The 19,574-nt window shown below is 71.7% G+C and carries 15 protein-coding genes; 6 read left to right on the top strand and 9 right to left on the bottom strand.

The annotated features are described in order from the left end of the window. Window positions 1-972, bottom strand: a complete 972-nt coding sequence (gene bsh / locus LRP67_RS14810) for a choloylglycine hydrolase (RefSeq protein WP_231270927.1) — start codon at window positions 970-972, stop codon at window positions 1-3. Window positions 973-2,182: 1,210 nt separating this feature from the next. Between bsh and LRP67_RS14815 the strand changes: the two genes are divergently transcribed. Then, window positions 2,183-3,157: an EcsC family protein gene (locus tag LRP67_RS14815; RefSeq protein ID WP_231270928.1), complete on the top strand. Its 975-nt coding sequence runs from the start codon at window positions 2,183-2,185 to the stop codon at window positions 3,155-3,157. A 337-nt stretch (window positions 3,158-3,494) separates the two neighbouring features. Here the strand turns inward: LRP67_RS14815 and LRP67_RS14820 are convergent, their stop codons facing one another. Together LRP67_RS14820 and LRP67_RS14825 are read right to left on the bottom strand one after the other, a co-directional pair. Further along, window positions 3,495-4,202 (bottom strand): response regulator transcription factor, encoded by a 708-nt coding sequence (locus LRP67_RS14820; protein ID WP_231270929.1) that lies wholly within the window; start codon window positions 4,200-4,202, stop codon window positions 3,495-3,497. Next, complete coding sequence (locus LRP67_RS14825; protein WP_231270930.1) at window positions 4,199-5,401, bottom strand: sensor histidine kinase; 1,203 nt, start codon at window positions 5,399-5,401, stop codon at window positions 4,199-4,201. The genes LRP67_RS14820 and LRP67_RS14825 overlap by 4 nt, the downstream gene beginning before the upstream one ends. A 190-nt stretch (window positions 5,402-5,591) precedes the next feature. On the opposite strand from LRP67_RS14825, the gene LRP67_RS14830 reads away from it, so the two are divergent. Beyond that, window positions 5,592-7,745 carry an MMPL family transporter gene (locus tag LRP67_RS14830; RefSeq protein WP_231270931.1) on the top strand — a complete coding sequence of 718 codons (2,154 nt, stop codon included), beginning with the start codon at window positions 5,592-5,594 and terminating at the stop codon, window positions 7,743-7,745. 66 nt (window positions 7,746-7,811) lie between these two features. Here LRP67_RS14830 and chrA read toward each other — a convergent pair whose 3' ends face one another. From chrA to LRP67_RS14845, 3 genes are read right to left on the bottom strand one after another with little or no spacing between them, the layout of a single operon-like run. Continuing rightward, a complete protein-coding gene (gene chrA / locus LRP67_RS14835; RefSeq protein ID WP_231270932.1) occupies window positions 7,812-9,170 on the bottom strand; it encodes a chromate efflux transporter in 1,359 nt (452 codons plus the stop codon). 24 nt (window positions 9,171-9,194) lie between these two features. After that, complete coding sequence (locus LRP67_RS14840; RefSeq protein WP_231270933.1) at window positions 9,195-9,920, bottom strand: sortase domain-bontaining protein; 726 nt, start codon at window positions 9,918-9,920, stop codon at window positions 9,195-9,197. Window positions 9,921-9,923: 3 nt separating this feature from the next. After that, complete coding sequence (locus LRP67_RS14845; RefSeq protein ID WP_231270934.1) at window positions 9,924-10,793, bottom strand: LLM class F420-dependent oxidoreductase; 870 nt, start codon at window positions 10,791-10,793, stop codon at window positions 9,924-9,926. A gap of 74 nt (window positions 10,794-10,867) precedes the next feature. On the opposite strand from LRP67_RS14845, the gene LRP67_RS14850 reads away from it, so the two are divergent. Continuing rightward, window positions 10,868-11,551 (top strand): peptidylprolyl isomerase, encoded by a 684-nt coding sequence (locus tag LRP67_RS14850; protein WP_231270935.1) that lies wholly within the window; start codon window positions 10,868-10,870, stop codon window positions 11,549-11,551. Between the two features lie 117 nt (window positions 11,552-11,668). On the opposite strand, the gene LRP67_RS14855 is transcribed toward LRP67_RS14850, so the two are convergent. Both LRP67_RS14855 and LRP67_RS14860 read right to left on the bottom strand, forming a co-directional pair. Further along, a complete protein-coding gene (locus LRP67_RS14855) occupies window positions 11,669-12,556 on the bottom strand; it encodes an oxidoreductase (RefSeq protein WP_231270936.1) in 888 nt (295 codons plus the stop codon). Beyond that, entirely contained in the window at window positions 12,556-13,017 is a 462-nt protein-coding gene (locus tag LRP67_RS14860) for an OsmC family protein (RefSeq protein WP_231270937.1), read from the bottom strand. The genes LRP67_RS14855 and LRP67_RS14860 overlap by 1 nt, the downstream gene beginning before the upstream one ends. Before the next feature lie 210 nt (window positions 13,018-13,227). On the opposite strand from LRP67_RS14860, the gene LRP67_RS14865 reads away from it, so the two are divergent. Then, window positions 13,228-14,226: an NADP-dependent oxidoreductase gene (locus LRP67_RS14865; RefSeq protein WP_231270938.1), complete on the top strand. Its 999-nt coding sequence runs from the start codon at window positions 13,228-13,230 to the stop codon at window positions 14,224-14,226. A gap of 177 nt (window positions 14,227-14,403) precedes the next feature. On the opposite strand, the gene LRP67_RS14870 is transcribed toward LRP67_RS14865, so the two are convergent. Beyond that, window positions 14,404-16,137 carry a SpoIVB peptidase S55 domain-containing protein gene (locus tag LRP67_RS14870; protein WP_231270939.1) on the bottom strand — a complete coding sequence of 578 codons (1,734 nt, stop codon included), beginning with the start codon at window positions 16,135-16,137 and terminating at the stop codon, window positions 14,404-14,406. 113 nt (window positions 16,138-16,250) lie between these two features. On the opposite strand from LRP67_RS14870, the gene pepN reads away from it, so the two are divergent. Together pepN and LRP67_RS14880 are read left to right on the top strand one after the other, a co-directional pair. Further along, window positions 16,251-18,698, top strand: coding sequence for an aminopeptidase N (gene pepN / locus LRP67_RS14875; protein ID WP_231270940.1), 2,448 nt, complete (start codon window positions 16,251-16,253; stop codon window positions 18,696-18,698). Window position 18,699: 1 nt separating this feature from the next. Further along, window positions 18,700-19,533, top strand: a complete 834-nt coding sequence (locus LRP67_RS14880; RefSeq protein WP_231270941.1) for a formate dehydrogenase accessory sulfurtransferase FdhD — start codon at window positions 18,700-18,702, stop codon at window positions 19,531-19,533. Window positions 19,534-19,574 lie beyond the last annotated feature (41 nt).

Below are 19,574 nucleotides of genomic sequence, written 5' to 3' on the forward strand. Positions count from 1 at the left end.
CTAGTTCTGCTCCAGGATCTGCTGCCCGGTCACCAGCGGATACGTCGCGAGGGCGTCGGAGTCGAGGTCGATGCGGTGCATGTCGATCGCCGTGACTTGGCTGTTCTCGTAGGTCTTGTAGTAATAGACGCCCTTGTCGGTGTTGCAGCACGAGGAGTAGATGGTGATCTCGTACTTGTCCCCGAGCGCCACGCAGCCCCGCTGCTGCTCGACCGAGCCGAGGATGTGGAAGAACTGGCTGATGGCCTCGGACTCGGTCTCACCGGACACCGAGTTCATCGCCGTGAACGCCGCCTTGACGAACCGAGACATCGAGGAGAGGTCACCGGGCAGACCGACCGCCCCCAGGCCTCGGCTGTAGGTGTCGAAGTGCAGCTCCTTGGAGAAGTGGTTCTCCGGCTCGGTGGTTGACATGCTCACGTAGTTGTTGAGGTTGAACAGCTGGATGTCGAAGGTCGGGTTGTTGGTCAACAGGTTCACCGGGTTGTCGTAGACCCGTAGCCCGTCCTTGACCGATTCGACCGTGATCGACTCCTCGCGGTCGGAGATGATCCAGTGCAGGGGGGAGAGCGGGAACTCCGGGCTGAAGGGGATGTCGACCAGCACCATCTCGTCCAGAGCCTCTCTGGCCTGGGCGACCGTCTCGAACTGCCCGAGGATCCACGGGATGAACTCGAACGGCGTGACGTTGTTCTTCCCCGGCGTCTCGGGCTTGTAGTCGGCGTTGCCGGGGAAGTTCAGCCCCGCCATGCTCAGCCCCTTCTCGTTGGTCGCGTCGTAGTACAGGGGATAGCCGTCGGAGACGGTCGTCATCCCGATGATGGCGTGATGGGTCGTCAGGTCGTCGACCTGACGGAACGGGAACTCGTAGTTGCGCGGAGTGATGGTGACCGACTCGTGGTAGGAGAACTCCAGGTCGAGGTTGCGCCCGAAGTAGTGGTCCTTGGCGGTGTAGTTCGTTGCAGTGCACACGGTGCGGCCTCCACGCTGTCGTCCGGCTCGGCTGGTCCTGCCCACGACGGAATGCGGCGTGGGCGTACGTCGACGCTAGGACGCGCACCTCGGCACGGACAGGGGAGTTCGGCCCTGACGAGCAGGGCCATCTGCGCCGAATGGCCCGGGTCCTCGGGGCCAGGATGGTCGGCGGCGTACGGACGCGCGAGGTGGCGGTCGCCTCGCTCGTCGCAGTCGGCTCGCTCGGCGGCGACGGCGTCGCTGCGGTGGACGTCTTCAGCGCGCACACCGGAAGGTGCTCGGACAGCCTGACGGCTAAGGTGCGTCTGTGGGACTGACCGTTGCCCTCGACGAGGGTCGCACCGCCTGCACAGAGTCCATCAAGGCGTTCGTGCGGGCGGTCGACGCGTTCAGCGAGTACGACCTCCTCGACGTCTCTCGATGTCACGGGCGGACCCGCCTGGACGTGGCGGTGCACGTGCTGGCCGGATGGCAGGAGATGCTCGGTGGACTGGTCTCAGTGGGTGAATCAGAGCCAACTGTCGACGCCGCGACCTACTGGTCCGCCTTCGCGACCCAGTACGCAACGGACGACCCGGTGCCAACGCTGATGTCCCAGCGCCGACGAAGCGCGGCGTACGCGCGACCGTCCTTGGCGACCGCCCAGCTGCATGACGTGCCAAGACAGGCGATACCTATGGCAAGGGCAGGTGTTCACGGCCGGCGACTTCCTCACGGTCTGGGCCGTCGAAGTCGTCGTGCATCAGCTCGACCTCCTCTCCGACGGGCCTGTGCCTGCCAGCGCTCTGAGGCTGGCTCGGGCGACGGTCGAGGCGCTGGCTGACCAGCCTGTGCCGACCACGTGGACCGACCCTGATGCCGCCCTCATCGGCACGGGGCGGGCACCAGTGCCGCCGGGATCGGGCGTCATCACGGGTCGGCTTCCCGCTTTCGGGTGACACGGACGTTTCCACACGGGGTGCTGGTGACGCGGTACGAGACCACACGAATTTTGGCGACCGACCTGAGCGTGAATCGGGTGCGGGCTCTAAAGCGCGGCCGGTCCGCTCACGTGCCGGTATTCCGACGGGAGGTCCGATTGGCGCAGGTCACCGATGCGCTTCCTAACTGGCGAGAACGTGGAATAGCGCCTCAGGTGGCCCCGCTCAGGCAGCGGATGCGAACGAACCTCGCCTCAGAGTCGGATGGGTGTGGTTCTGTGTGTGTCATGAGTACCGGTGTCACCGAGATGTCGTCCTACGAGGCGAGGGCCTGGGCCGACCTGCAGAAGTACTGGGCGAAGAAGTCCGAGCGGCGCGAACTCCCGCCCAAGGCGAAGAAGGCCTTGGAGAGGACCTCGGCCAAGGTCAAGAACGCTGCCTCCGCCACCGGCGACTTCGTCAGTGATGTGACACCCCAGCCCGTCAAGGACGCGGGTGGTGTTGTGCTGGACCGTGCGCTGGAACCGACGGTGAAGGCGGTGGTCGGCCTTCTCGAACTCGTCACCGACTGGGTCCAGGAGGCCAACAACGTCGAGAGTGTCTTCGGGTATCACCGTTCCAAGGGACACGAAGTCGGGTGCCTCGAAGACCTCCGCCGGATCGACATGAAGGAACTGGACCGCTACACCCGCACGCTGGCGCTACGGTGGCGGACCGTCGGGGCCGTCGAGGGCGGTGCCATGGGTGCGCTCACGTTCATCCCCGTCGCAGGATCGGTCGCCGCCATCCCCGCTGACCTGGTCGTCATGCACGCGTTGTCGACCGCGATTGCGACCAAGGCAGCCCACGCGTACGGGATTGACCCGACGAGCGACGAGGAGCGTCATCACCTCGACCGGATGCTACGAAAGGCGTGGCTGACGCAGGCCCCCAAGTCGGGAACCATCAACAGCGCACACAACGCCTTCCGAGAGGGCGCTGGACGGGTGCGATGGAGCCAGAAGTTCCGTCAGGACCATCGGATCGCGGCGGCGTTGGAGAACCTGATGAAGCAGGTCGGCGGCGGCAAGCACGTTCCGATCGACAAGGTCGTGTCGAAATTGCCTGGGCTCGCTGTCGTCACGGCCGCAGGGATCAACAGCACGGTGCTGGGCTCACTGGCGAAAACCTCGCTTCGGTACAGCCAGACGGTGTACTTGTCGGAGAAGTACGGCCTCCCGATGCCCGGCAACCTGGTGCAGGCGTCTGAGGAGACGATCTGATGGCGAAGCGTGGCACTGACCACTGGAGTGAGACCTACTGCGACCGCCGGTTCCACCCGCCGCACCTGACCGGCCAGCCGTACTGGTTCTTCTGTCGCCGCGAACCCGGCCATGACGGACCCTGCGACTGTGAAGCGGCCCACGAGGCGACGAACACCAAGGACTGAGTGCCTCGGTTGGGCGGGGTCGCCGTGGTCTGCGTTGCGTCTCGGGCCGCCGAGCCGCCGAGCGCCTGTGTGCGAATCGGCCAGCGCGCCACGCCCCTCTCCACTCCACCCGAGATACCGCCGATAACTGACATTATGTCAAGTAGAGCGAAGAAGAGGGCTCTGACGGCTCACACGTCCACTCCTCCATCGCCTGGCTCGACCAGGCCGGTCTGGTACGCGATCACGACCAGCTGCGCCCGGTCCCGCGCACCGAGCTTGCCCATCGCGTGGCTGACATGCGTACGGGCGGTGGCAGGGCTCAGGAACAGGGCGGCGCCGATCTCCTCGTTGGTCAACCCCCGACCCACCAGCGCCAGCACCTCGCACTCGCGGTGGGTCAGCACCGCGAGCCGCTCCTCGGCCCGCGCCGCCGAGGTGCGCTGCGTCGCGAACTGCGCGATCAGTCGACGCGTGATCCGCGGCGCGAGCAGCGCCTCCCCCACGGCGATCACCCGAATCGCGTGGAGCAGCTCGGCCGGGCCCGTGTCCTTGAGCAGGAACCCACTGGCCCCGGCCTGCAGGGCGTCGAACACGTAGGAATCGGTGTCGTAGGTCGTCAAGATCAGCACTCGGACGTGCTGCAGCCCCGGTGTTGAGGCGATCTCACGGGTCGCTTGGATCCCGTCGAGCCTCGGCATCCGGATGTCCATGAGGACGACGTCGGGCCGCGTCGCGCGGGCCCGCTCCACCGCCTCCTCGCCGTTGGTCGCCTCGCCGACGACCTCGATGTCCTCCTCGAGCTCGAGCAGCAGCCGGAACCCGGAACGGACCAGCGCCTCGTCGTCGACGAGCAGGACCCGGACCGGGCCCGGTGACGGTGGCGGCGCGAGGCTCATGCCGGGGCCGGCTCGCCGTGGCTCAGGGGCAGCCACGCCGCCACCTCGAAGCCGGTCGTCGTCCTCGACGCAGTCAGGTCGCCCCCGAGGAGCTGACAGCGCTCACGCATGCCCACCAAGCCGCGGCCGGGGACGGACGCAGCACCGGCGCGCGACACTGCCCGCTCCTCCATCGGGCCCTCGTCACTCACTCGGACCGCGACGCCGTCCGCATCGAAGGCAACCTCGACGCTCACCCGGGTCGGCCCGACGTGGCGGATCACGTTGGTGATCGACTCCTGGACGATCCGGTAGACGGCACCGCCGACCGCACTGGGCACCTCGAGCGCCGAAGCTGCGGTGTGGACGGCGACGTCGAGCCCCGCGTCCCGAGCCCGCGCTGCGAGATCGCCGAGCTGCTCGAGCCCCGGCTGGGGCGTCCGCCCGCCGTCTTCGCGCAGCACGCCGAGGATGGTGCGCATCTCCTCCAGGGCGCTTGAGCTGGTGCGCTCGATCGCCTCGAGCGTCGCGCGTGCCTGCTCCGGGCGCCGATCCAGGACGTAGGCGGTCACGCCGGCCTGCACGTTGATCACCGCGATCGCGTGCGCCACAGTGTCGTGGACGTCGCGCGCGATCCGCAGCCTCTCCTCGCCCACCCGCGCCCGGGCCTCCTCCTCACGGGTCTGCTCGGCCAGCTCGGCCCGCTCGAGCGCCTCCGCCGCGATCACCCGGCGCGACCGCACCGATTCCCCCAGCGCCGCGCTCATCCCGAGCGCCCCGATCCGGAAGAACACCCAGCCGATGGTCGCTCGCGGCTCGACGTCGGCGGCCGCCACCAGCCACACCGGTGCCAGCACCGTGGCACCGACACCGGCCAGGACCAGGGACCGGCTCCCGTCACCACGCTCGGTGAGCGTGTAGGTCGCGACGAACAGCGCCAGCCAGCCCGGTCCGTCGGGGAAGTCGAGGACGTAGTAGCCCAGGCTGGCCAGCGCGGTGCCGACGAACACCGGGACCGGCCAGCGGCGCCGTACGACGAGGGCGACGCCGCTCGCCACGAGCAGCACGTAGCCGAGGCCGCCCAGGTCGCTCAGCGAGCGCAGGACCGGCTCCCCGTCGTTGCGCACGACCGTCCCTTGTACCTGCATGACGGTGACGAACGCGGCGAGGAGCAGGTCACCGACTCGTGGCGGCAGGCGGAGCCCGCTGGTGCCCGGCATGAGCCGACTCTAGAGGGCCCCGGCCGATCGCGGCTCCGCCCAGGAGCGTGGCCGGCTACGTCGAGGAGCGTAGGCCGCCAGCGCGGCAAGGCCGCTCCGCGCCGTGCCGCCGGCCGACTCTCGGCCGACGACACCGTCGCCGAGCCGCGGCGACGATCGATGATCTCGACGACCGACGAAAGGCATCCCCATGTCCGACCGGCCCATCACCGCCGACCGCCCCTCCCCCAGCGCAATGGAGCGGTTGGCGAGCTTCGCCCAACGCCACCGCTGGAGCGCGCTGCTCGTCTGGGTCGCCGTGCTGGGGGCGACCACGTTCGCCGGGCAGGCGGTCGGCTCGAGCTACGACAACGACTTCACCCTGCCCGGCACCCAGTCCCAGGAGATGGCCGAGCTGCTGGAGGAGAACGCACCTGCCCGTTCCGGCGACGCCGTCACCGTCGTGGTGCACGACCGACGGGGGTGGGACGCGGGTCTCGACCAGGCTGCGCTGACCGGGGACCTCAGCGCCGTCGACCACGTCGAGGAGGTCACCGGCCCGGAGGCCGGGCTGGGCACCGTCTCCGAGGACGGCACCACCGCGCTGGTGGAGGTCGCACTGGAGGGGGCGCAGGGCGACACCCCGCGGACGACCTTCGAGGACCTCATCGACGTCGCCGAGACCCATCGTGGCGAACAGACCCTGGTGGAGCTCTCGGGCAACGGCATCCGCCAGGTGGAGAGCGGAGGCGGCGGCATGGCGGAGGGCGTCGGGCTGCTGGCGGCGCTGGTGATCCTGGTCCTCATGTTCGGCTCGGTCCTCGCCGCCTGCCTCCCGCTCATCACGGCGCTGCTCGCGGTCGGGTCGATGTTCGGCGTGGCGGCGCTGCTCTCGCACGTGCTGACGATCCCGGACTTCTCCACCGCAATGCTGGCCCTGGTCGGTCTGGGTGTGGGCATCGACTACGCACTGCTGATCTTCACCCGCTACCGCAGTGAGCTGCTGAGCGGCGCCGACCCGGCGCAGGCCACGCGTACGGCACTGGACACCGCCGGTCGCTCGGTGCTGTTCGCGGGAGCCAGCGTGATGATCGCGCTCGGCGGTCTGTTCACCCTGGGCGTGGACGCCTACGAGGGCTCGGTGACCGCTGTCGCCCTGACCGTGCTGACGACGATGCTCGCCTCGCTGACGCTCTTGCCGGCGCTGCTCGGGCTGTTCGGGGCGCGGATCGAGAGGCGCATCCGAAAGCACGCAGTGAAGGGCAAGCGCGAGTCCGGCAGGTCCTGGCGGCGGTGGGCCGCACTGGTCCAGCGCCGACCGTGGCTGGCGCTCGCGTCGGCGGTCTCCGCCCTGGCGGCGCTCGCGGTCCCCGCCGTGGGCATGCAACTCGGGTTCAGCGACGCCGGAACCGACGAGGAAGGCACGACCTCACGCGCGGCGTACGAGCTGATCAGCAAGGAGTTCGGGCCAGGCGCCAACGGACGGATGCTCGTCCTGACCGAAGGGACGCAGGCGCGGGCGCAGGCGACTGCCGAGGCGCTGCGCCGCGCGCCCGGTATCGTCGCCGACCGGGTCAGCCCGCCCGCCCCCGTCGGCGACGGGCTGTTCCTGACTTGGGCGGAGCCGACCACCGGGCCACAGGACGAGGCGACTGCCGAGCTGGTCACGACCCTGCGCGACGACCTCGGGGACGGGCGCCTGGTCGGTGGAGCGACCGCGACGTACGTGGACTTCTCGGCGGAGATGGCCGAGCGGTTCCCGATCTTCGTCGGTGTCGTGATCGTGCTGTCCGGGCTGCTGCTGGTCCTGGTCTTCCGCTCGGTCTGGATCCCGGTCAAGGCGGCCGTGTTCAACGTGCTCTCGATCGGGGCCGCGTTCGGCGTGCTCAAGCTCGTCTTCCAGGACGGCAGCCTCGGTGCTCAGCCCGGGCCGATCGAGGCGTTCCTCCCGGTCTTCGTCTTCGCGATCGTGTTCGGGTTGTCGATGGACTACGAGGTCTTCCTGATCTCGCGGATGCGCGAGGAGTGGCTGCGCACCGGTGACGCCCGCGCGGCGGTCCGAGAGGGGATCGCGCACACCGGAGGGGTGATCACGGCGGCTGCGGCGATCATGGTCATGGTGTTCGGGTCGTTCGTCCTGTCTCCCGACCGGATGCTGCAAGAGATGGGGCTGGCCATGGCCGTCGCCGTGCTGCTCGACGCCCTCGTGATCCGCTGCCTGGCTGTCCCGGCCGCCATGCGCCTGCTCGGCGCGCGGGCATGGTGGCTGCCGCGGTGGCTCGAGCGGGCACTCCCGCGGCTGGACGTCGAGGGTGCTGCCGAGTCCACACCCAGCCCAGGCCCGGTGCCGGCCGGCCACGGCTGAACCGGGGCCGGCGACCTACCCGGTGCGGCGGCCCTCACCCAGCATCGGGGCGGCGCGGGTGGTCGGTCACAGGCGACCGGTGGCCAGGCTCCACATCAGCCCGGCCGCCGTGCACACCGCCAGCGTCGGCAGCACCGACCACCTGCGGCCGATCACCAGGACGCAGCCGAGCGCCGCGATGGCCACCGCGGACCACTGAAGCGACGCGAGGACGGGCAGGTCGAGGGCCAACGGACCGGAGGTCTCGCGTCGTGTGTCCGCGAACAGCGTGTGGACCGCGAAGTAGACCGCCAGGCTGGCGATCACGCCGACCACGGCGGCGGTGATGCCGGTCAGTGCCGAGGAGAGCGACCTGTTGCCGCGCAGCCGCTCGACGTACGGAGCGCCAAGCAGGATGAAGACGAAGCACGGCACGAACGTCACCCACGTGGTGAGCAGCGACGCCAGCACGGCCGCCGCCCACGGGTCCACCCCGCCGGGGTCGCGGTAGGCACCCACGAAGGCGACGAACTGCACGACCATGATCAGCGGGCCCGGCGTGGTCTCGGCCAGCGCCAGGCCCTTGACCATCTCGCCGGGGGCCAGCCAGCCGTGGACGCTCACGGCCTGCTGGGCGACGTAGGCCAGGACCGCGTAGGCGCCGCCGAAGGTCACGACGGCGGCGCCGGAGAAGAAGAGCCCCTGGTCGACGTAGACGCTCTCGCGACCCGCCAGGAGCCCGGCCACGAGGACCGGCAGCGTCCACAGGACCACACCTGCGGTGAGCACGGCCGCGGACCGCCGACCGGAGGGGCGCTCGGTGTGCAGTGCGTCGTCGCTGATGAGCGGTGCCGGCCCCTCGTCGGCGGCGACCGGCCTGGGCGTGCCGACCCCGGGCACGACGCGTCCCAGGACCCAGCCGATGACCGCGCCGGCGAGCACGACCAGCGGGAACGGCACGCCGAAGACCGTCAGGGCCACGAAGGCCAGCACCGCCACGGCCGCGAGCGCCGGGTGGGTGAGCCCCTTGGAGCCGAGCCGGAAGACCGCCTGCAGCACGATGGCGACGACGGCGGGCGCCAGCCCGAGGAACACCGCCTCCACGACCGAGGTGTCGCCGTAGGCCACGTAGATGGCCGAGAGGCCCAACAGCGCGACGACGCCCGGCAGCACGAACAGGGCCCCGGCGACCAGGGCCCCGCGGACGCCGTTGAGCAGCCAGCCGACGTACGTCGCGAGCTGCTGGGCCTCGGGGCCGGGCAGCAGGGTGCAGTAGGACAGTGCGAACAGGAACCGCTGCTGGCCGATCCACCGGCGCTCCTCCACCAGCGTGCGCTGCATCACCGCGATCTGGCCGGCCGGGCCGCCGAAGGTCTGCAGCGAGATCAGGAACCAGGCGCGGGTCGCCTCGCGCAGCGGGACGACGTCGCCGGGGCGCGGGGCCATGCGCGGCACGTTAGCGCCACTCGCTCACCCCGGGCGGCGGCTCTGCACCAGGACGCCGATCTTGTCGATGCGGTGCTCGGGGTTGTCGAACTCGTCGGCCCAGTAGTTCCCCACGGCGTGGTCCTCCTGCGTCGCGCAGGTCGACAGCGTGATCATCGCCCGGGTCGCGGTGAGGCCCGGGCGCCCCGGCACGGCGGCGCGCTGCTCGCGCAGCGACCTCGGCGAGCGGAACGACGTCTCCCGGGTGCCGGTGATCCGGTAGACGTAGTCGACCCCTCCGGCGCGGACGACCACGCGGTCGCCGCGGCGGACCTCGGGCAGGCGCTCGAAGGCCCGGGTGGACGAGGTGCGGTGCGCGGTGACCTGGTAGTTGCCGACGCCGCCCGGTCCCACTCCCCCGCGCGGGCCGAACGGGCTGGCGGCGTGTCCGCGGTTCTGGATCTCGGTGCCGGGCGCGTCGTCGGTGGCGCCGCGGTAGGGCACCACGCGGAGCTGGCGCAGTCCCAGTGCGGGGATGGTCATCGTCGCCCGCCGGGGGCGCCCGTCGCTGACCTGGTACGGCGGCTCGGGCTCGTCCGCGGACGTGGTGGGGGTGGGCGTGGCGCTGCTCGTGGGAGGGGCGGGCGAGCCCCCTGGGCTGCTGGTGCGGCGCGGCTGCGAACCCTCGGCGCCGCGCGAGCCGTCACACCCGCTCACCACCAGGGCGGCGAGCAGCAGCGCGCCACCGAGGCTCAGCCGGTGCGACGGCATGGCTCAGAGCTCGGCCAGCCGGGGAAGGACCCGCTCGCAGACCTCGCTGGTCCAGGCGACCGGGTCGTCGGCGGCCGGGACCATGGTGACCAGGCTGATCCCGAGGGCGGCGTACTCCTCCATGGCGGCGAGGAAGTCGTCGGTCTCGCCGGCCGGGTCGGCGGTGGCGACCATCGTCTTCTCGATCGCGTCGTAGTCGCGGCCGGCATCGTCACAGTGGCGGCGCAGGACGTCCAGCTTGTGGCGCACGACCTCCGGCGGCTCCCCGAACAGGTTGCACGCGTCGGCGTACCGCGCGACCAGGCGGAGGGTCTTGCGCTCCCCCGAGCCTCCGATCAGCACCGGCACGCCCGAGGGGCGCACCGGCGGCGGGACGCACACGGTCTCCGCGAGGCGGTAGTGGGTGCCGTCGTAGGCCCCGTCGTCGTCGCCCCACATCTGGCGGCAGATCTGCAGGGTCTCCTCAAGGCGCTCGAACCGCTCCCCCGTGCTGGGGAACGGCACGCCGAGGCCGTCGTGCTCGCGCTGGTACCAGGCGGCGCCGATGCCGAGCACGGCCCGGCCGCGCGAGAGCCGGTCGAGCGTGGTGACGGTCTTGGCCAGCAGGCCCGGGTGCCGGTAGGTGACCCCGGTGACCAGCAGGCTCAGCCGGATCCGCTCGGTCACGGCGGCGAGGTAGCCGAGCGTGGTGTAGCCCTCGAGCATCGGCTCGGGCGGGCCGCCCAGCTGCTCCATCTGGAACCAGTGGTCCATCACGGTGAACAGCGAGACCCCGCCCTGGTCGGCCACGCGGGCGGTCTCGGTGAGCCGGTCCTCGAGCCGGTGCTCCCAGTCGGGGTGGCTGAAGTTGGCGTAGTGCACTCCCAGCTGCATGCCCACAACCTAGGCCGGGATGCCAACGAACGGGGGAGATCGCGGCGCCGGACCCCTCCCCTACGATCGTGCCCATGCTCACGCGACCCCTCGCTGCCCTCGCGGCCGCAGTCCTGATGGCCGGCCTCGCCGGATGCGGTGACGACACGGGGAACGAGAACGCCTCCGACTCCCCGACGCAGCCGACCAATGCCGACGGCACGCCGTGCACCTACGAGCCTGCCCCCGGCGCGTCGTCCTCCGTCGACCTGCCGGCCGACGAGGCGGCGTACGACGGGGAGGTCGAGACGACGATCGTCACCTCGGCCGGGGACCTGCACGTGACCCTCGACGCGAAGCGGGCGCCGTGCACGGTCAACTCGTTCACCTCGCTGGCGGCGCAGGGCTACTACGACGGCACGTCCTGTCACCGGCTGACCGTCGGGGACGCCGTGGCCGTCGAGGTGCTGCAGTGCGGCGACCCGACCGGCACCGGCAGCGGCGGGCCGGGATACAGCTTCGCGGACGAGCTGAGCGGCGACGAGGAGTACCCGCCCGGCACGATGGCGATGGCCAACGCCGGAGCCGACACCAACGGGTCGCAGTTCTTCTTCGTCCACGGCCGCTGGGCCATCCCCAGCGACTACACGGTCTTCGGCCAAGTGGACGAGGACGACCTCGACATCCTCACCGACATCGCCGAGAAGGGGGTGGCGGGCGGCGCCCCCGAAGGCCAGCCCGTCGTCCCCGTCGTCATCGAGGACATCACCGTCGAGTGATGCGCGTCTGATCGTGCGGGGCGTCGGCCTCCGCGGCCCGGCGGTCTGCCGTGCGGTTTGGTCACAAACCGCGGGTCCTGCCCGCCCGGACATGCGGTTTGTGACCAAACCACGGGGTCAGGCCAGCGGGAAGGTGACCCCGCTGAGCGACTCGGAGACCTCCCAGAGGGCCTTGGCGAGGTCGGGGTCGGTGGCGCTGCGGCTGCGCCCGACGCTGACCGGCCAACCGCTCATCTCCCGGAGCCGGTGCGGGCCGAGGTAGGTGTTGCCGGGGACGTCCATGGCGGCGGCGTAGAGGACCGGCAGCGCTCCCCGCCAGGGCGGCATGCCGACCAGGCCGTGACCCCATGAGCCGACCCAGGTCGTGAGCCGGTTGCCGGTGCTGGCGGTGATGGCGGTGGCGCTCGACCCGGGGTGGGCGCCGGTCGCCCGCCGCGTCGAGCCGGCAGCCGTCAGCCGGCGCTGGAGCTCGGCGAGGAACAGCAGGTTGGCGAGCTTGGACTGCGCGTACGCGGCGTACGGCGCGTAGCCGCGACGCTGCCAGTCCAGGTCCTCGAGGTCCAGCACCCCGGAGCGGTGCGAGAGGGAGCCCACCACCACGACCCGGTCGCTCAGCCGGGGAAGCAGCAGGTTGGCCAGCGCGAAGTGGCCGAGGTGGTTGGTCGCGAGGTGCAGCTCGACGCCGTCGGGGCTCAGCCCGAAGGGGACGCCGAGGATGCCGGCGTTGTTGACCAGCACGTCCACCTCGCCGAGGTCGGCGGCGAACGCACGCACCGAGCCCAGGTCGGAGACGTCGAGGTCGCGGACCTCGACGTCGCCCGTCATGCGCGCGGCGGCCCCCATCCCCTTCGCCCGATCGCGCACGGCGAGGACGACGCTGGCGCCCCGCGCGGCCAGGGCCTTGGCGGTCTCGAAGCCGATGCCGCTGTTGGCCCCGGTGACGACGAAGCGCCTGCCGTCCTGGCGGGGCACCTGGGTCCAGGGAGGGACCCGGGGAGCTGCCATCAGCCGTGAGGCTCGGCGAGGGTGTACGCCACCGGCGTACCCAGCTCCACGGTGCGAGAGACGGTGCAGATGCGCTCGTGCGTCTGTCGCACGGCCACCGGCAGGAAGGCACGTGCCGCATCGCCGGCCTCCCCCTCCGGGAACGTGACGTCGAAGGTGACCTTGAGTCCCACGAGGTGCTGGCCGTCGTCGTCACGGACCTTGTGGCCCTCAGCGGTCATGTCGAAGGACAGCGGCTGGGCGCGACGACTGGTGACCTCGTCGACGGTGACGGCCGCGCACCCGGCGAGAGCGGCCAGGAGCAGCTCCACCGGGGTGAAGTCGGGATCGTCGCCGCCGCTGCCGATCGGCACCAGTCCCCCACGGGCGTTGGTGGCCTTGTAGCGTCCCTCGCCGATGCGGGTGAGCTCGACCCCCCGCCGGGTGTCGGGGCCGGTCTCCGGGGTGGGCTGCGTCGTCATGACGCCCACCCTGCCAGAACCCCGCGGCGCTGGGGCCGCGGCCGGCCTCAACGTCGCCGAGCGGCGCTCCACGTCGCGCGGCCTCGGTCACGGCCAGGGACCCAGGCCTGTCCCTACACCGTAGGCAGGCCGCGGGACCGCGACGCCGTGCGCGCCCGCGGCATCCCCGCCACCAGCCGGGGCCTGCGCCGCCCTGGCAGGATCGAGTCCATGCCCACGCACACCCGTGAGATCCACCTGTCGGCCCGCCCCTCCGGACTTCCGGGGCCTGAGCACTTCACCATCGTGGAGGTCGACCTGCCGGACCCCGGGGAGGGCGAGGTGCTGGTGCGCAACACGTTCCTCTCCGTCGACCCCTACATGCGCGGTCGCATGAACGACGTGAAGTCCTACACCCCACCCTTCGCGCTGGACGCCCCGCTCGAGGGCGGCGCCGTCGGCGTGGTCGAGCAGTCGAGCTCGGAGCGGCTCCACCCCGGTGACACCGTCCTGCACATGGCCGGCTGGCGCGAGCACGCCGTCCTGCCCGCCGCCCACGCCCGACGCCTGGACACCGAGCGGGTCCCTGCGTCGGCGTACCTCGGTGTCCTCGGCATGCCCGGCCTCACGGCGTACGTCGGGCTCACCCGGATCGCCGAGATGCGCGAGGGCGACACCGTCTTCGTCTCCGGTGCGGCCGGAGCCGTCGGCTCGGTGGCGGGGCAGGTCGCGCGCCTGCTCGGCGCCGGGAAGGTGGTCGGGTCGGCGGGGACCCCGGAGAAGGTCGCCTGGCTGGTCGACGAGCTCGGGTTCGACGCGGCGTTCGACTACCACGACGGACCGGTGGCCAAGCAGCTGGCGCAGCACGCGCCGATCGACGTCTACTTCGACAACGTCGGTGGCGAGCACCTCGAGGGTGCGATCTTCCACATGGCCGACTTCGGCAGGATCGCGGCGTGCGGGGCGATCGCCGGCTACAACGCCGAGGCTCCCGAGCCGGGTCCCCGCAACCTGATGATGGTCGTCGCCAAGCGCCTCACCCTGCGCGGCTTCATCGTCTCGGACCACCAGGAGGCCGCCTCGGACTTCTACCGCGACGCCGGAGGCTGGCTGGCCGCCGGCGATCTCGTCTACCGCGAGACGTTCCTCGACGGGCTGGACTCGATGATCGACGCCTTCCGCGGCCTGTACTCCGGTGAGAACGTCGGCAAGATGCTCGTGCGGCTGTAGTCCCCGGGTCCGAGCCCGCGCGGTTTGGTCACAAACCGCAGGTTCTACTGCCCAGTACCGCGGGTTTGTGACCAAACCGCAGGCTCCACTGCCCCGCGCATGCGGTTTGTGACCAAACCTCGCGCGCCCGGACCCACCGAACGGCGGGCCCGGGCGCGGCGGGTCAGGCGCGCTGTGTCAGCGCACGATCACCCGCACCTGCCGGAAGCCCTCGACCACCAGGTCGACCGGCCCGAGCACGTGCGAGCGCTCGATCCCGGGGCCGCGGCCGGCCAGGCCCAGGGCGGCCTTCACCTCGTCGTTGCGCACCGCGCCCTTGAGCTCTTTCAGCAGCCCCGGCAGCGACTCGGCGGAGACGCCCTCGGAGTAGGTCGAGCCTCCACCCTCGAACATCACCACCCCGCGCATCCCGCCGGCGCGCTTGGGCACGATGAAGGTGCTGCGCACCAGCTTCTGGCCGGCGGGCCCGGACAGCACCGCCCGCAGGTACAGCTTGCGACCGGCCTTGGCGAGAGCCGGCTCCTTGCGGCCCAAGGGCACCCAGGTGCCCTTGCGCAGCTGCTGCACGCCCCGGAGCCGGTACGTCGCCGTGCTGGTCGTGACCACACCGGTGGAGGTGACCGCGTCCACGGTCACGTCGGGCAGCGTGGTGAACGCGTAGACGAGGTCGGCCAGCGCGACGCTGGACTCGTAGGTGATGTCCTCGCGCGAGGTGAAGCGCTCGCCGACCGTGATGCCGAACGGCTTGCCGGAGGCGTCGCGGCCGGTGATCCTCCACGACTGGGTCTCGGTGCCCGCGACGATCCCGTCGACGACCCGGTCGTGGTTGCCGACCAGCTGGTAGAAGGTCGCCTCCGCCGCCGCGCGCCGCTCGGTCACCTCGGTCGACCCCACGCGGTGGCGAGCACCCATGGTGAGGTCCGAGGTGACCGTCGTCGCCTCGGGAAGGACCTCGTAGGTGCCGGTGATGCCGGTCAGCCGGTCGTCGGTGATCGTGCCCGCCGGCGCGGACAGGTTGGCGACCTTGAAGGGCGCGCCCAGGGAGTCGGGCTGCACGTAGATCGCCTCGGCCGGGTGCATGCTCATCGAGGCCGGGCCACTGAAGTACATCGGGTGCCCGAAGCCGACCACGCGGCCATCGCATACCTGGGTCGCGGTGCCGACACCGGCGAGGGTGACGTCGCCGTGGGCGACCGAGGCCGCGATGTTGCCACCGGCGACGATGTCGGCGGGCACGGCGGCCGAGCTCGCGCGTCCGGCGACGTAGGCGTCCTTGGTGACGTAAGGCAGCTGCTTCGCCGCGGCGAGCCGTTGCGCGCTCACGCCGGAGACGCCGAGCGGCATCGGCAGGTGGCGCGCGCCCTGCGCGGCCTGTCGGGCGGTGACGTCGCTGTGCTGAGCGATCCGCTTCGCCATCGCCGGGCCGATCCGCACCCGACCGGGTGCCTGGGCCTGCGCGGCCAGGTAGTCGTCCATGTCCTCGAAGGGGGTGATCCCGGCGATCGGCGAGGGGCCGTAGGAGAGGCCGTAGGCGACGGCGCCGATGAGGCGGCCGTCCGCAGCGTCGTAGACGGGTGAGCCGGACATGCCCTGCCAGATGCCGCCCGCGCGGTCGATCGCCGGCGAGTCGAGGCTCATCATGATCATGTCCACGCCGGCGCCGATGCCGTCGTCGAGGACGCCCAGCACCTCGCCGTCGAACGGCTCGGGGGTGACGCCGGCCTCGACGGTGAGCCCTCGCACGACCTGGCCGGCCGCGACCTCGTCGAGCGGGAACGCCGCGGTGCAGTCGCCGGCAGGCGGCACCGAGGCCGCCGGGGACGTCGTGAGCGGGGCGGCCAGGAGCAGCCCGAGGGTGGACGCGAAGGCGACCAGGGTGGCCCCTCGACGCTGGACGGTGGGTAGTGACATGGCGGGGCCTTCCTCCCGAGGACGGCACGCACACGCGCGCCTGTCTCTAAGACGCCTCCGCGCGGCCCCCGGTTGCCCTCCGAGGGCTGGAAAGTGGGACATAGGCTGTCGAGATGACGAGCCAGAGCCGCAGCCTGCAGCGCACCGAGGCCCAGGAGCGGCGGGCTCTGCTCTCCGTGACCTCCTACGACATCCGCCTCGACCTCGCCTCCGAGGAGGAGACGTTCGGTTCGGTGACGACGGTGCGCTTCACCAGCCACGGCGGGCCGACGTTCGTGGACCTGAAGCCGGTCCGGGTCAAGGCCGTGACCCTGGACGGGCGCCGGGTCGACCCGGCGCTGCTCGACCGGGGCCGTCTGCCCCTCGACACCGAGGATGGAGAGCATGAGCTGGTCGTCGACGCGGTGATGCCCTTCCGCAACGACGGCGAGGGCCTGCACCGCAGCGTCGACCCGGCCGACGGACGCCACTACGTCTACGGCATGTCCTTCATGGACGCCGCGCCCAGCATCTTCGCCTGCTTCGACCAGCCGGACCTGAAGGCGCCCTACACCTTCCACGTGCGGGCGCCGCACGACTGGGTCGTCCTCGGCAACGCCCCGGCGACCAACCCCGAGCCCGGGGTCTGGGAGCTGGCGACCACGCCGCCGCTGTCGACGTACTTCGTCACCCTCGTCGCCGGCCCCTACCACCTGCTCCGCGACGAGCACGACGGCATCCCGCTCGGTCTCAGCGCCCGCGCGAGCCTCGCCGCCGACCTCGACAAGGACGCCGACGAGCTCTTCACGATGACCCGGCAGTGCTTCGACGAGTTCCACCGGCTGTTCGGGATCCGCTACCCCTTCGGCGACTACCACCAGGCGTTCGTGCCGGAGTTCAACGCCGGGGCCATGGAGAACCCCGGCTGCGTCACCCTGCGCGACCAGCTGGTCTTCACCTCCCGCGTCACCCGCGGCGCGCGCGTCCTGCGCGCGACGACGGTGGCCCACGAGATGGCGCACCAGTGGTTCGGAAACATCGTGACCCCCCAGTGGTGGGACGACCTGTGGCTCAACGAGTCCTTCGCCGAGTACATGGGCAACCGGGTCACCGCCGACGTCACCCAGTACGACGACGCCTGGGTGCACCAGGCCTGGGCTCGGCGGCAGTGGGGGCTGGTCGCCGACCAGCGCCCGAGCACCCACCCCGTCGCCGGCAACGGCGCCGTCGACGCGGTCGCGGCGCTCCAGGACTTCGACGGGATCTCCTACGCCAAGGGCTCCAGCGTGCTCAAGCAGCTCAACGCCCGGCTCGGCGACCGGGTGTTCTTCGACGGCGTCATCGACCACCTCGACCGGCACCGGTTCGACAACGCCACGATGCAGGACCTCTTCTCCAGCTGGGAGAAGGCGGGCGCACCGGACCTCGGCTCCTTCACGACCGGGTGGCTGCGCACCGCCGGCCCGGACACGGTCGCGCTCGACCGGCCCGCCGCGACCCTGCGCCGTACCTCGCCGCCGGAGCACCCCGCCGACCGCGCCCACGTGCTGCGCGTGGCCCGCGCCGACAAGGGCACGTGGCGGACCACCGAGGTCCGCATCGAAGGTCCGGAGACGCCGTTCGACGCCGGCGACCACCCGGTGATCATCGACCCCTACGAGGACAGCTGGGGCGTCTTCCCGCCCGACCGGCTGACCGTCGGAGCGCTCAAGACCCTGCTCCCCTCGATCGCCGACGGCGCCCTGCTCGCGGGCGTGTGGAACGCCGTGCGCAGCGCGCTCCACACCGCGGCGATCGACCCCGCCGACGTCATGGACCTGGTGGAGGCTCGGCTCCCGGTCGAGGACACCGAGCTCACCGCGCGCCACACGCTGCCCTGGGTGCTCTCGACCGTGGTGCCGCTGGCCGGCGGCGACGCGCTCGCCCGTGTCCACGCGGCAGCTCTGCGCCGTCTCGAGACCTCACCGGCGGGCTCGGAGATCCAGCTCGCCGCCTTGCGTACGGCGGTCGCCTCCGGATCCGACCCCCAGCGGCTGGAGACCTGGCTCGCCGGCAGCCTGCCCGAGGGGATCGAGCCGGACCTCGACCTGCGGTGGCGGGTGCTGGTGCGCCTGGCCGCCCTCGGAGCGACCGACGCCGCCACCCTGGACGCCGCCCTCGCCGACGAGCCGACGACGGTGTCGCGCGTCGAGCACACCCGGGCGCGGGCCTCCCTGCCGACCGCGGAGGCCAAGGAGTACGCCTGGTCGCGCTTCACCGGCGAGGTCGACGTCCCCAACTACGAGCTCGAGGCTGCCGGGCTGGGTATGTGGCGCGCGGGCCAGGAGCAGCTCACGGCGCCCTACGTCGCGCGCTACTTCGACGACCTTCCCGGCACGGTCGCGGTGCGCGCCGGCTGGGTCCTCGCCCAGGCCGGCGACGCGTTCTTCCCCGAGGGCGCCCTGGACGAGGACACCCTCGCCCGCACCGAGGCGCTGCTCTCGCGCGCCGACCTGGACCTGTCCCTGCGGCGGCGCCTGAGCGACCGGGCCGACCAGCTGCGCCGGATGCTCGCCGTCCGGGCGGCGTACCCGAGGAGCTGACGTGTCCGAGCTCGCCCGGCGTCCCGGCCCCACCACCCGCACCCGCGTGGAGGAGCTGAGCGCCGACGCCGTACGCCGCCGCGAGGACCGCCTCGCCACCGAGGAGCCCCTCGAGATCCGGCTCGCCTGGCCGGGGGCTCCGGCGCGCCGGGTGTGGGTGACCATGAGGACCCCCGGCCACGACTTCGAGCTCGCGGCGGGTTGGCTGCTGCACGAGGGGCTCGCGGGGCCGGGCCAGGTGGCCGGGGTCGCCTACTGCACCGACACCGACCTCACCGCCGAGCAGGAGTTCAACGTCGTCACGGTCACCCTGTCGAGCCCTCCGTCCACGGACCCGGGTCACCGCCACGACGCGCGCTCGGCCGGCTCGTCGGCCTGCGGGGTCTGCGGAAAGGACAGCGTCAGCGAGGCGCTGGCGGTGACCGCGGGGCGGCCGTGGGACGGCGAGCTGCCCTCCCCCGACGTCGTACGCCGCCTGCCCGGCCTGCTGCGCGACCACCAGCCGCTCTTCGACCGCACCGGCGGGGTGCACGCGGCCGGTCTCTTCACCGCGGACGGCCAGGCGCTGGTCGTGCGCGAGGACGTCGGGCGGCACAACGCCGTCGACAAGGCCGCCGGCGCCCGGCTCCTGTCGGGCTCCTCCCCCTCCGCCGCGTGTCTTGTGGTGAGCGGGCGGGCGGGATTCGAGCTGGTACAGAAGGCGGTCAGCGCGGGGGTCGGGTCGCTGGTCTCGGTCGGCGCGCCCACCAGCCTGTCGGTCGCCCTGGCGCGGCGCGCGGGACTGCTCCTGTACGGCTTCACCAGCGAGAGGCGGGCGGTGCGCTACACCGGGTGAGACCGGGCTCTCGCGCCCGCTGCGGCGTGGGGCGGCCGAGG

It is taken from the genome of Nocardioides sp. cx-169, assembly GCF_021083605.1.
Taxonomy (GTDB): Bacteria; Actinomycetota; Actinomycetes; order Propionibacteriales; family Nocardioidaceae; genus Nocardioides.

Coding starts and splice junctions, on each gene's coding strand:
- LRP67_RS14815 (WP_231270928.1), top strand. CDS start 2,183: ATGAGTACCGGTGTCACCGAGATGTCGTCCTACGAGGCGAGGGCCTGG.
- LRP67_RS14820 (WP_231270929.1), bottom strand. CDS start 4,202: ATGAGCCTCGCGCCGCCACCGTCACCGGGCCCGGTCCGGGTCCTGCTC.
- LRP67_RS14825 (WP_231270930.1), bottom strand. CDS start 5,401: ATGCCGGGCACCAGCGGGCTCCGCCTGCCGCCACGAGTCGGTGACCTG.
- LRP67_RS14830 (WP_231270931.1), top strand. CDS start 5,592: ATGTCCGACCGGCCCATCACCGCCGACCGCCCCTCCCCCAGCGCAATG.
- chrA (WP_231270932.1), bottom strand. CDS start 9,170: ATGGCCCCGCGCCCCGGCGACGTCGTCCCGCTGCGCGAGGCGACCCGC.
- LRP67_RS14840 (WP_231270933.1), bottom strand. CDS start 9,920: ATGCCGTCGCACCGGCTGAGCCTCGGTGGCGCGCTGCTGCTCGCCGCC.
- LRP67_RS14845 (WP_231270934.1), bottom strand. CDS start 10,793: ATGCAGCTGGGAGTGCACTACGCCAACTTCAGCCACCCCGACTGGGAG.
- LRP67_RS14850 (WP_231270935.1), top strand. CDS start 10,868: ATGCTCACGCGACCCCTCGCTGCCCTCGCGGCCGCAGTCCTGATGGCC.
- LRP67_RS14855 (WP_231270936.1), bottom strand. CDS start 12,556: ATGGCAGCTCCCCGGGTCCCTCCCTGGACCCAGGTGCCCCGCCAGGAC.
- LRP67_RS14860 (WP_231270937.1), bottom strand. CDS start 13,017: ATGACGACGCAGCCCACCCCGGAGACCGGCCCCGACACCCGGCGGGGG.
- LRP67_RS14865 (WP_231270938.1), top strand. CDS start 13,228: ATGCCCACGCACACCCGTGAGATCCACCTGTCGGCCCGCCCCTCCGGA.
- LRP67_RS14870 (WP_231270939.1), bottom strand. CDS start 16,137: ATGTCACTACCCACCGTCCAGCGTCGAGGGGCCACCCTGGTCGCCTTC.
- pepN (WP_231270940.1), top strand. CDS start 16,251: ATGACGAGCCAGAGCCGCAGCCTGCAGCGCACCGAGGCCCAGGAGCGG.